Source organism: Methylobacterium sp. E-046 (assembly GCF_022829625.1).
GTDB lineage: Bacteria > Pseudomonadota > Alphaproteobacteria > Rhizobiales > Beijerinckiaceae > Methylobacterium > Methylobacterium longum.
On sequence record NZ_JAKSYP010000147.1, the window covers coordinates 1 to 10,941 of the forward strand.

Sequence of the window (10,941 nt, forward strand, 5' to 3'; positions counted from 1 at the left end):
CGCGGGCAGTTCCACGGCGGCGCTGATGATCGAGGACGACGTGCACCTCGAGCGGGCGATGCGCGCGGGCCACCGGCGCATCGCCTTCCACAGCGAGGACGAGGAGCGGCTTCAGGCCCGCAAGCCGCTGTTCAGCCGGGGCCAGCCCTACCGGACCCACATGGAGTGGCGCGACGCGGAATGCGCCTACTTGGGCACGCGGCGCCTCATGGCGCTCGCCCGCAGGACCGGGCGGGCGGCCCACATCCTGCACGTTTCCACGGCCGAGGAACTCGCCTACCTGCGCGATTTCCGCGACGTCGCCACCGTCGAGGTGCTGGTCAACCACCTCACCCAGGCGGCGCCGGACTGCTACGACACGCTGGGTGGCTTCGGCGTGATGAACCCGCCGATCCGCGGCGAGCGTCACCGGGCGGCGGCCTGGGCGGCCGTGCGCGACGGGACCGTGGACACGGTCGGCAGCGATCACGCGCCCCATGCCCGGGCCGCGAAGGAGCAGCCCTGGCCGGATTGCCCGGCCGGCCTCACCGGGGTCCAGACCCTGGTGCCGATCATGCTCGACCACGTGGCGGCCGGGCGGCTGTCGCTGGCGCGCTTGGTCGACCTGATGGCGGCCGGGCCGGCCCGCGTCTACGGCCTCGTCGGCAAGGGCCGGATCGCCGCCGGCTACGACGCCGACTTCACCCTCGTGGACCTGAAGGCCCGCCGCAGGATCGAGGAATCCTGGATCGTCTCGCCCTGCGGCTGGACGCCGTTCGCCGGGACCGAAGTCGTCGGCTGGCCGATCGCCACGATCGTGCGCGGCCGCCCGGTCATGCGCGACGATACGGTCCTGGGGGCGCCCATCGGCGACCACGCGCGCTTCCTCGCCTGACGGGGGCCTGCCCTCAACCGCCGCAGGTCTCCTCCACCAGCCAGGCGGTGAGGATCGCGACGGCGTCGAGGAGGTCGTCGATCGCCATGGCCTCGTCGGGATTGTGGCTGCCGTTGGCGTTGCGCACGAACAGCATGGCCATCGGCACGCCGGCCTTGGCGAAGGCGGCGGCGTCGTGGGAGGCCGGGCTGCCGAGGGGCCGCGTCGCGATGCCGAGCGCGTCCGCCGCCGCCGCGAGCCCGTCGCGGATCCGAGGCGCAACGGCGCCGACACCCGCCTCGGCACGCGGCCCGAGCGCCACCGTGACGCGGCGGCGCGCCGCGATCTCCGCCACGGCCGCCAGGAACGCCTCCTCCAGCCCCGCCAGCGCCTCGGGCGTGTAGGCGCGCATATCGAGGCTGAAGCGGAACTCGCCCGGGACGGTCGTCAGGCCATGGGCTGCGGCGTCGGTGTGGAACCGGCCGAAGGTGACAGCCATCGGGCAGCCGGCCGCCTCGCGGTCCGCCCAGACCCGGTCGAGGGCCAGGGCGATCTCGGCGCCCGCCATGGCCGCGTCGCAGCGGAAGCGGCGGGGCGTCCCGACATGGTCGTAGCGCCCGCGGATCCGGACGTCGGGGTAGCGGACGTTGCCGGGTATCCCGGTGCAGAGACCGACCGGGATCCCCGCCTCCTCCAGGCTCGGCGCCTGCTCGATATGGACCTCCAGGAAGGCGTGGAGCGCGTCGGCGTCGAGGGCGGGCGGGCCGCTGCGCAGCGCGTCGGGGTCGCCGCCCTCCCGGGTGATGTGGGCGGCGAGGCTGAGGCCGCTGTCGATCCGGACCGCGTCGAGCGCCCCGTCGGGCAAGGATCCGAGCGCCGCCCGGCTGCCGATGTAGGAGACCTGGAACCAGACGCTCTCCTCGGCGCGGATGCCCAGGACGGTGATGTCCCGCGCCGGGGTCAATCCCATCGCGCGGATGGCCGCGACGGCGGCGAGGCCGGCCACCACCCCGGCGGCCCCATCGAAGTTGCCGCCGTGGGCCACGGTATCGAGATGGGAGCCGATCAGGATCGGCGGCAGTCTCCGGTCCCGTCCGGGCAGCGTCATCGTGGTGTTGGCGGCCGCGTCCCGATCCGTCGCGAGGCCGAGATCGGCGGCGCAGCGCGTCACCACCGCGTGCGCCGCGGTCTCCTCCGGGCTGTAGGAGGCCCGCGTGAACCCGGGATCCGTCCGGCCGCACCGGGCGAGCTCTTCGAACAGCGCCTCGACCCGGTGACGCTGCGCGCGGACCGCGGTGGCGATCGCCGATACCCTGCCCATCCCGACGCTCCCGGTGCGCGGCTCCGGGGCGGCCGCGACGGCGCCACCCTGCCACTTCCGTGCCGCCCACGCCGGAAGGATCCTTGCCGCAGGCGCGGGCCGGGCCCGCATCAGCGCCGCCGCCGGCTGGCTCGCCCCGGTCCGATGCCGCCCGCGCTGGCGAGGCGCTTCACCACCGGGCACCTTGGAGTGCGTCACCGGGCCCGGAAATCGGATCCGAAGGTGATCCGCATCAGCAGCCGGGAGTGGCTGCAATGGCTCCGGCGGGCCGATCGATCCGGGGCGCCTGCGCGGCTCGGCAGCATAGGGGGCAAGACGGTTCACCCCGCGGATAGGGGAGATCCACGGAGGCAGGGCGTGGACACGGAACCGGGACGAGGGTGCCCGGGGCAGCGGGCGACCTCGACCGAAGCGACCCCATGAGAAGCCTCGCGGGTGGTGGCGCGCGGACAGCTATGCGGCGGCGGTCTGTGATCGGACGGCATGACGAACGCGTGATGCCTGTTTTTGCACCTTGCAAGCCCGCCGAGATCCGCCTCTTATGCTGCAGATCCGGGAATGAAACCAGATTTCGGAGTTCCGCGATGATCACCAGAACTTCGGTACTCGTTGTCCTTATCCTGGTGGGGAGCGTGGCAACGACCCCGGTTCTGGCCTGTGGCGACAGCGAAGCGGGTTTGTCCTGTGATGACAGTGGTTCCGGCGCTGAGATGGGTGCGAAGTGGATGCTCAAGCGCGTCGTGGCGACCGTCGACCGCGACGGAGCTGCCGCACTGATCAAGTTCACCAAGGGAACGGACGGCTTTCGCACCGCCGACACCTACGTGTTCTGTGTCGGACCGGACGGGATGATGAACGCCCATCCCAATCCGATCCTGCAGGGCCATGACGTCCATGACCTGCACGACAAAACCGGCAATTATTTCATCAAGACCATGCTGGAGACGGCCAAGTCCGGGCAGATCTCCTCAATCCGTTACCTGTTCCCGAAACCCGGCGGCACGATCGAGGAACCGAAGACCACGTACTACACGAGAGCGGGCGATCAGATGTGCGCCGTGGGCGTGTACGATGCCGACGTGGCAGCACCGCAGGCAACTACCCCTGAGGCGCGGGTAGCGAGCCTGAGGGCGAAACTCGACGGCGAGATCCCGGCCTCAGCGAAGGCCGATTGGACCGCCTTCCTGGAAGCCTTGAACGCGCAGAGCGACGCGAAGGCTGCTGCGGTCGCGGAAGCCCGGCGTAACCTGGCAGCCGCTGCGACGGCGCTGACGCCCACCGTGCCGAAGGCGGCGGCTGCCCAGTAGCCTGGGCTGAAGAGGTCCTCACCTTGTCTATGGCCAGCTTTCTACCGCTGACGGAGGCGGCTGCCTTCACCTGCGGCTGTGCGGTACTGCAAACTCGCTGGTTCAACCCAGAGCGCGTCAGCATCGTGCTGGTGGGCGTCGCAGCACTGCTCGCCGCCGGGCTGCTCCTCGCTTGGACCCCTGAGGACATCTGCATCGATGCGGGTGCCCTCGACGCGACTGCCGCATGGCCCCCTGTAGCCGAAGCGGGCCTTGCGTGCAGGTAACCGCGTCGGCTCGGCGACGGCGCTGGGTTCCCGCGACCACAATCCGACGCTCAACACCCGATCACGAGGCCTGCTTGAGGTCGGAAGCCGTCGATCGCTCCAAGCGAACCGACCCGCACCGCACGTCGCAATTGGAAGGTTTTCCGTCAGAACCGGCAAGCCGCACGAAAGTCTGATGAAATGGCAGCTAATATGTATTTTTAGTGGGTAGTTAGAAGCCAATTCAGGCACATTCGCAAATTTGGGGTTAGATATTGGTGGGGTAATTGTCTGACTCCTCCCGCATGCTGCAGTCATGCCGCTGCTGTCCTGCCCTCGTTGAGTCCAGCGATGCCTCTTTTGAGCCTGATCTGTCTCGGCCTCGGCCTCGGCTTGGCCGCAGGCGCGTTGAGGGTGCCGCAGCGCAGCGCGCTTCTGGAGCGGACGGGTGGCAGTCTCATCGTGATCGGCCTGGGTCTTCTCGGATCAGGCCTGCCGCTGTTCAGGTAAGACCTCAGGCTTGATCTCTCCGAATCCGAGAAGCGACCGATAGGCTGAGGCGGTGAACGGGGCGCAACCTTTGGGCCTCGCGCTGGTGTGAGGCGTCAAGCGGGCGGATGAACGAGCGCGTCGCAGCGCGCAGCTTGGCCGACCGCCGGGATCCCTTCTCTCCCATGGCCGCCGGCGTGGCGCTCGCAGTGGCCGGCCTCGTGCTGATCGCGGCCGGTCACGCCGTCCCGCATCACATTCCCGAAACCGGCTTGGAGCGCGTCACGTATTTCGGCTGCCGTTCAGGCACGACACAGACCCCCGCCGACCCGTGACCGAGCGGCGAGGCTGGCCACGCATGTCTGCCCTGCCGACGTGGACGTGGCTGGCGTCCGAAGCCTTGCATTAAGTCCGCGGGCCCTACCCCGTTTCCGCTGGGGGTTCGGAATGTGTGCGTACGCTGGCTGATCAGGAACACCCCATGAGGAAACTACTCGCGATCGCCGCGGCGCTGGCCGTGTGCGCGGGCCCCGCCGTCGCACAAGCCCATCAGCCGGCGCGTGATTGCAATCAGGATCCCGAGACGACGGGCGCGCTGCCTGCCGATCCCCGCAGCCTCTACATGCCCGGCGAGCGACCGGTCAGGACCGATTCCGACCCGCCTGAAGTCAGCTGGCAGGACGAGGCCCAGGGGAACTCCGAGCAGCGCCGGCGCGATCTGCTGGCTTGCGGGGTGGACTGACGCGCTCGGCGGCGCGCGATCGACCCGCATCAGGCCTCCTCGGCCCTCGGCCTGTAGCTCACGATACAGGCGATCTTGTCCGCCTCATCCATCTCGATCGTTACCGCCAGCGTGTCGCCGTCAGCATCCTCAAGCACCAGACAGAGGGTACGGGGGTCCTCGAACAGGCCGACGATCCTGAAGACCGGCAGCGGCCCAGGATACGCCTCCAACTCCGCCTCAAACTCGGCCCTGGTGGTCAGGCGGAAAACAGCGGCCGGCTCCGGCATCTTCGGGCGGGCGGCCTCCAGCCGCACCGTCTCGGCCAGCTGGTCGATGACGTAAGCCCGATCCGAGCGGTTCCAGGCCGCGACGAGGGCCTCGCCTCGAACCGATCCATGCTGAATGCGTGCTTGGCCGTCCGCCATGTGCCTGTCCGTACGAACTGGGGCCGATCAGAATAGCGGCCCATGTCTCCTTATCGAGCGGGATACGCAGTACTAAGCCGGCCGATGCGTTGCCGGAGCGCATCACAGGCGGCCTGATCTGGGACACAGCACCAGCGAACGCGGCGGCCGGTTCGATAACCCGGCTCTGGCACCCTGCCTGTGGGCCGCGTCGCGTATCGGCCCGACCGCTGGTGAGATCGGACGCTCCCCCGCCCCGTGAACAGATCGGGGCGGGGCCGAGCGGCCCGCTCGCGGCAAGGGGATACACTCATGCCGGCCGGGCGCGAGCGGGTGCTGTCGGACGAGGCTTTGGACCGGCCGCCCGCGAGCTGTTCGCCGAGGTGCGGGCGCAGCCCCCACGTGAGGCGCTGGGCAAGCCTGTCGGCGATGAAGCCGGCGATGTCGGCCTCGATCTGCTCGGCTGGTTGCTCGATGCCGGCGACGACGTTGGACACGGTGAAAGCAGCGATTGAGGCGTCCACGATCCGGCGGTGATGCGTGGCGGTTTGTCCCAGCCGCTGCACGCCGGGATACCTGAGCACGGTCGTCCGGTTCGCGGGAGTGGCACCACAGCGACGTTTGGCGCCGCGGTGTCCTCTCTCACGACCCGGAGCCATCCGATGATGCACCGTCGCGACATCCTCACCACGATGCTGGGCGCCACCGCCGCCCTGGCCATCACGCGTACTGCCGTTGCGCAGGTCACCCCGGCCGGCGCGATCCCGTCGAGCGTCTACCTTCAGATGGCCACCACCGGCGGCCTGTTCCTCGAGAACACTGCCCGTGACGCGCACGAGAAGACGACGAACCCGGCGGTCAAGAAGTTCTCCCGGGCGGAAGTGATTGAGCAGGTCAACCTCTCGCGCAAGCTCGGCGCCTACACGGGTGGTGCTCCGATGGCGGCTGCACCGGCCGGTCCTGGGGGCCTGATCGGCGGCCTCGTTGCTGCGCCAGTGGCTGTGGCAGGAGCTGCGGTTGGCACCGCCGCCGGCGTGGCAGGCGGCGCGCTCGGGATCGCACCGCCGCCCAGCGGTATGACCACGGACGCGCAGAAGGCGCAGATTCTCTCCCAGCTGACCGCGATGCCCCCAGGCCCGCAGTACGACGCCACCTTCGTCGCCAACTCCTTGCAGGGCCACCAGGAGGCGCTCGCCATCCATGGCGCCTATGCTCAGTCCGGCGAGGATCCAGGGCTGCGCCGCGTCGCCCGCGGTGCGCTGCCGCTGATCAACCTGCACATCTCCCAGCTGTCGCGGATGCAGGGACGGGCTGATGGCTAGCAGGGTGATGGTGACGACTGGATGGGCTCAGCCGATGGTGGGCGCGTCCGGAAGGTTCTCCAGCGGTAGATCGGCCAGGTCGGACTTGGCATGAGCTCGGTGGCGCGCGGCCATTGAACCGCGCGCTTCGTGCATCGGCATGAAGGCAGCGAAGCCCACAGGCTGGGTGATGTCCCCGTAGATCGCCTCCATCCCCCCGCGCATGTGGTAGCTTTCGTGCCAGATGCCGACGCCTCGGGTATCTCGCAGGAAGTCCTTCCACCACTGCCGGTGCGGCTCAGATTTTGCCCAGGCGATCAGGCTATTCATGTCGCGCCAGTACCAGCGCATACCGACATGCAGCGGGCGGAAGCTGAATATGATGTTGTTTTCATAGTGCAGCAGGCCGTCCGGCATTCCAGCACCCGCCCTCTCGATCTTAGGACCAAATCCGAGGAGCGCCTTCACACCGTAGAGCGCCCGAACCTTCATCCCCAGGTAGATTACAACCATGTCTGGATAGGCGGAGAAATCCGGAACAACCTTTCGACCGCCATGTTCCATGGCCTTTCTCCCGAATACGCAGCGACAACCAGTATCCGAGCGTTGCCCTCGTGCCAATGATCCAGCACCCACTTGAGCCCTGATTATCCGCGTGGGCGCAATCCGCAGGCGGTATCAGGCAGGTAATGATTCAGGCGTAGGGACCCGGCGAACGGGTCGCCGAGCGCCCTGCGCCTGGACAGCGTGTGCCGCCGTCGGTGCTCGGGGCGATCGTGGCGCAACTGGCAGGGCCGGCACATCGTCGCGCGCGGCAGCGGCATGCCGCGGCGCACCCCATATCCGTTGCAGCGCACACGGGGCTTGGCCCTGCGCTGAACGGAGTACCCTATGTCCACCCTGAAAGACCGTGCCGCTGCACGCGTTGTCCTCGTGCCTGAGGCTGTCGTGCCGGGCTACAGGGAAGCGATGGCGCGGCTGCCGCGGGTGCAGATCACCAAGCACCGCCCCTCTGCGGATCGGGATTTGCCCGCAGTCGGCTCGTTGGGTTGATGTCGCAGATCTGCCGGTTGCAGGACAGAACTCCTGTTACGCTCTTCATGCCAGCCCTACCTTAGAGAAATTGCCCCTTGGGGAGCCCTGGACCGTGCAGTGATCGGGCTCAGCAGGAACATCGCCTCCCTCCGGACCGTTTCCTCCATAAGCGCGCAGACTGATCATCTGTCGCCGTGGAAACGATAACCGAATAAATTTTCAGGAGGCAGCCATGGGCCTGTTTACATCCGATATCAAATCTTTGGACGAGCTGTTCGTGCATCAGCTACAGGACATCTATTACGCCGAGCAGCAGATTACGAAGGCTTTGCCAAAGATGATTAGCAAGGCCACCAATCCGCAACTCAAGCAAGGCTTCGAAGCGCATCTGAAGGAGACTGAAGGCCAGATCAAGCGCCTTGAACAGGTATTCCAGATGCATGGTCAGAAGCCGAAGGCAGTCGATTGCCCGGCCATCGACGGCATCATCAAAGAGGCAAACGAGACCGCAGGCGAGATCAGCGACAAGGAAGTGCTCGACGCGGCGCTGGTGGCTTCGGCTCAGGCCGTAGAGCACTACGAAATCACGAAATACGGCACCCTGATCGCCTGGGCGAAACGGCTTGGCCGAGATGATTGCGCCGGCGTGCTGCAGCAGACGCTGGATGAGGAGAAGGCCACGGATCAGAAGCTGACCGCCATGGCCGAGAGCAAGATCAACCAGAAGGCTGCCTAGTACGGTCTAGGTCGGGCAGTCGCGTGAGGGCCGGCGCGGCGGGAAAACTGGACTCCGCGGGCGCCGGCCCACGGCCACTACAGGCGATGTGACGTGATCCAGCTCGGCGCCAGGATGTCGCCGGCGTCCGTGATGATCCACGGCCGGGCGTCGCTGGTGTCCATCGCTTGGGTTGCAGCGGCGAGTGCCGCGCGCAACGTCGGGAAGCGACGGCTCTGCACGGTGTGGGCCGGGTCATGGCTGGACCAGAGGGTGAGGTCCGCGGGCTTGTTGAGATCAGATAGCGTCATGGGTGTGCGTTCCGCTCAATCAGAGCGGGGCCTGTGCAGGGCGTGTCAGAAAGGGGCGGCAGCCTGTAGGCGAAGGTGCCCGACCTATGGCCGTCCTGCGCGCCCGTCCTATCAGAGATGGGCGTAAGCTGCTGCGATCTCAAGCCGTCCTGGACCATGGCGGAGGCACGACGATCTCGACAGTCTGGCCGGTGAGTGGGTTGAGGATCAGCATGGCCGCCAGTTTCCGGTGGGCGTGCCGGTAGAACGTCCACGCGGGCGACAGGATTAGGGCGTTCCGTGCCTTTGCGCACAGTTGATGAAGGGGTCGCTTACCCTGGCTCCCGGTCCGATCAGTGCCGCAGCGCCTTGATCCAGGCTTTCACCGGGCCCACCACGACGGCGACATATGCCGCCCTCGTCGGTGCCCAGCCATGCATGGGCATGTCGGCGTGATCCGGACGGACTGCCCTCAAGGCGGCAACATAGGCGCCCTCGTGCGCCGTGCATTCGCCCAGCGCAGTACGCAAGCCGCCGGCTCGGCTGCCACGCTCGGGGCATCTACCATAAGCCGCGCGCACGCATCCGTGCCACGCGGCTCCGTGGTCGACAGATCAGTCGGGTCGACCGCCCGGGTCGAGGCCGGTTCCGCGCCTGCAAGCGGAGGAGCAGGGCCGGGCCCGGGATGAGCGCCGCGCGGGTCTTCACGGGACGCGGTCCGATGCTGTGCCCGACAGGGCGAAGGCCAAGTCGCTCGTCGCATTCTGAAACTCAGTCCCGGCGACGCTGCCGGGCGGGACCACAAGACTGGCGAGCCTGAGCCCGAGCGGCAGGCATCGGCGGACGGTGAGCGCCGGGACGAGCATGGAGGGCGCCTCAGGGAGACGCCTGCACCGTAGCTGATCCCGAGGAGTCCCGCTGCCGCGGCGAAGGCACGGCCCCTCCGAAGGCGCGCAGCCTCCGCTCAGCGGGTGGATGCGGTGTTACTCGCAGACGCGAACGCGGCGGATGTGCTCGACACCGTAGGGATCGATGTAGCCGCGACGCTCAACGTGGCAGACTTCCTCGACGTAGACCGGCGGCGGGGCGCGGTAGACCGGCCGGCCAGGGTAGTAACCGTTGTTGGCCGACGCGATGGCGCCGCCGACGGCCAGGCCGCCGATCGCGCCCAGTGCGACCGCGCCGCCGACCCCGATGCCGCCGCCGGCCTGGGCGACCGGCATCGTGCCACATAGCGTGAGAGCAACCAGGGCAGCAGCGCCAGCGGCTTTAACAGATCCACGCATCCCTTGATCTCCACCACGTGCAGACGCCCCCACGCACATCAGCAGGGTGGGGGCGATCCACCGGCACGGGCCGGTGCGGCCGCGGATGAGCGACCACGGTCAGGGTGCGACGGGCTCGTTAACGAGATCCCTACGGGGTCCTCACAGTGACGTGTTCAGGCATACGGGCCGCCGAACAGGTCGCCGAGCGCCCTGCGCCGGAACAGCGTGCGTCACCGCCGCCGATGCTCCGGCTGATCGTGGATCCTGTGGCAGCGCCGGCACAAGACTGCGAGGTTGGCGTCGGCGTTGTTGGCGGTGTCGTGATCCCAATGCGGTGTCGCCAGGATGATCCGGATCCGGCGAGCGCGACCGAGCTTGTCCGCCCCTGATGTGCCCGAATGCGGCGGCCCATCCACCGCGCCAGCGATTGACCTCAGCGTCCCACCAGCGGCCGTCGCCGCGGTGGCACACCATCTGTCCCTGCGGCCAGCCAATGGGGCAGAAGTAGCGGTGCTCGGGCCGGATCGGCAGGACGGGGCGAAGTCCCCGATGAGGCGCACTCCTTTTTAGAGCCGCGGCTCCCGCCGATTGTGCCCTCGCCGCAACACCCCTCGGACAACTCGGCGACAGGCTGCAACCAAAGCGACACCAAGATGTTGTGCCGCTCAGCCGCGCATAGCGCGATGTATTGCCCCTAGCTGATCCACGTTCACCGACGGTTTACTATGCGGTCCTGCCGCATCATCGATCGGTGTGTCCGTAAAACTACAGCCAATTTCGTCAGGGATCGGTAGCTTTATCGTCAGATCGAAACGTTGGACGGACCCCGATGACCAAGCTGCTGACTGCACTCGCCGCCTTCACGGCCCTGACCGCTGCCGCCTCGGCCGCCGACCTGCCGCGCCGGGCCGCCCCGCCGCCGGTGTTCACCCCCGTCCCGGTGTTCACCTGGACCGGCGCCTACTTCGGTATCAACGCCGGCTACGCCT

At 67.9% G+C, this 10,941-nt stretch carries 15 protein-coding genes; 9 read left to right on the forward strand and 6 right to left on the reverse strand.

The genetic code is table 11. The features are described 5' to 3' along the window. A partial coding sequence (locus MKK82_RS12765) for an amidohydrolase family protein (protein ID WP_243985935.1) occupies positions 1-874 on the forward strand: 874 nt, incomplete at its 5' end. Positions 875-887: 13 nt separating this feature from the next. Here the strand turns inward: MKK82_RS12765 and MKK82_RS12770 are convergent. Further along, positions 888-2,174, reverse strand: coding sequence for a hydantoinase/carbamoylase family amidase (locus tag MKK82_RS12770; RefSeq protein WP_238291437.1), 1,287 nt, complete (start codon positions 2,172-2,174; stop codon positions 888-890). A gap of 584 nt (positions 2,175-2,758) precedes the next feature. On the opposite strand from MKK82_RS12770, the gene MKK82_RS12775 reads away from it, so the two are divergent. The 4 genes from MKK82_RS12775 to MKK82_RS12790 all read left to right on the forward strand — a co-directional run bounded on the left by MKK82_RS12775 (position 2,759) and on the right by MKK82_RS12790 (position 4,957). After that, a complete protein-coding gene (locus tag MKK82_RS12775) occupies positions 2,759-3,481 on the forward strand; it encodes a cache domain-containing protein (protein ID WP_238291436.1) in 723 nt (240 codons plus the stop codon). A 596-nt stretch (positions 3,482-4,077) separates the two neighbouring features. Beyond that, positions 4,078-4,236 (forward strand): hypothetical protein, encoded by a 159-nt coding sequence (locus MKK82_RS12780; RefSeq protein ID WP_238291434.1) that lies wholly within the window; start codon positions 4,078-4,080, stop codon positions 4,234-4,236. A 164-nt stretch (positions 4,237-4,400) separates the two neighbouring features. Then, entirely contained in the window at positions 4,401-4,550 is a 150-nt protein-coding gene (locus MKK82_RS12785) for a hypothetical protein (RefSeq protein ID WP_243985941.1), read from the forward strand. Positions 4,551-4,696: 146 nt separating this feature from the next. After that, complete coding sequence (locus MKK82_RS12790; RefSeq protein WP_238291432.1) at positions 4,697-4,957, forward strand: hypothetical protein; 261 nt, start codon at positions 4,697-4,699, stop codon at positions 4,955-4,957. A gap of 29 nt (positions 4,958-4,986) precedes the next feature. Here the strand turns inward: MKK82_RS12790 and MKK82_RS12795 are convergent, their stop codons facing one another. Then, positions 4,987-5,364 carry a hypothetical protein gene (locus tag MKK82_RS12795; RefSeq protein ID WP_238291430.1) on the reverse strand — a complete coding sequence of 126 codons (378 nt, stop codon included), beginning with the start codon at positions 5,362-5,364 and terminating at the stop codon, positions 4,987-4,989. 362 nt (positions 5,365-5,726) lie between these two features. On the opposite strand from MKK82_RS12795, the gene MKK82_RS33915 reads away from it, so the two are divergent. Then, on the forward strand, positions 5,727-5,858 hold the full coding sequence (locus tag MKK82_RS33915) for a hypothetical protein (RefSeq protein ID WP_279602971.1): 132 nt from the start codon (positions 5,727-5,729) through the stop codon (positions 5,856-5,858). A 150-nt stretch (positions 5,859-6,008) separates the two neighbouring features. Beyond that, the gene (locus MKK82_RS12800; RefSeq protein ID WP_243985943.1) at positions 6,009-6,665 is read left to right on the forward strand and encodes a DUF4142 domain-containing protein; all 657 of its coding nucleotides are present in this window, start codon (positions 6,009-6,011) and stop codon (positions 6,663-6,665) included. 27 nt (positions 6,666-6,692) lie between these two features. Here the strand turns inward: MKK82_RS12800 and MKK82_RS12805 are convergent, their stop codons facing one another. Then, complete coding sequence (locus MKK82_RS12805; RefSeq protein ID WP_238291428.1) at positions 6,693-7,208, reverse strand: phenylacetaldoxime dehydratase family protein; 516 nt, start codon at positions 7,206-7,208, stop codon at positions 6,693-6,695. Positions 7,209-7,535: 327 nt separating this feature from the next. Between MKK82_RS12805 and MKK82_RS12810 the strand changes: the two genes are divergently transcribed. Continuing rightward, positions 7,536-7,697 carry a hypothetical protein gene (locus MKK82_RS12810; RefSeq protein WP_238291427.1) on the forward strand — a complete coding sequence of 54 codons (162 nt, stop codon included), beginning with the start codon at positions 7,536-7,538 and terminating at the stop codon, positions 7,695-7,697. Positions 7,698-7,911: 214 nt separating this feature from the next. Then, positions 7,912-8,415, forward strand: coding sequence for a ferritin-like domain-containing protein (locus MKK82_RS12815; RefSeq protein WP_238291426.1), 504 nt, complete (start codon positions 7,912-7,914; stop codon positions 8,413-8,415). A 77-nt stretch (positions 8,416-8,492) separates the two neighbouring features. On the opposite strand, the gene MKK82_RS12820 is transcribed toward MKK82_RS12815, so the two are convergent. The 3 genes from MKK82_RS12820 to MKK82_RS12830 form a co-directional block, all read right to left on the reverse strand. Next, positions 8,493-8,705, reverse strand: coding sequence for a hypothetical protein (locus tag MKK82_RS12820; RefSeq protein ID WP_238291425.1), 213 nt, complete (start codon positions 8,703-8,705; stop codon positions 8,493-8,495). A gap of 683 nt (positions 8,706-9,388) precedes the next feature. Next, complete coding sequence (locus MKK82_RS12825; RefSeq protein WP_243985942.1) at positions 9,389-9,550, reverse strand: hypothetical protein; 162 nt, start codon at positions 9,548-9,550, stop codon at positions 9,389-9,391. Between the two features lie 117 nt (positions 9,551-9,667). Continuing rightward, the gene (locus MKK82_RS12830; protein WP_238291424.1) at positions 9,668-9,970 is read right to left on the reverse strand and encodes a hypothetical protein; all 303 of its coding nucleotides are present in this window, start codon (positions 9,968-9,970) and stop codon (positions 9,668-9,670) included. Positions 9,971-10,941 lie beyond the last annotated feature (971 nt).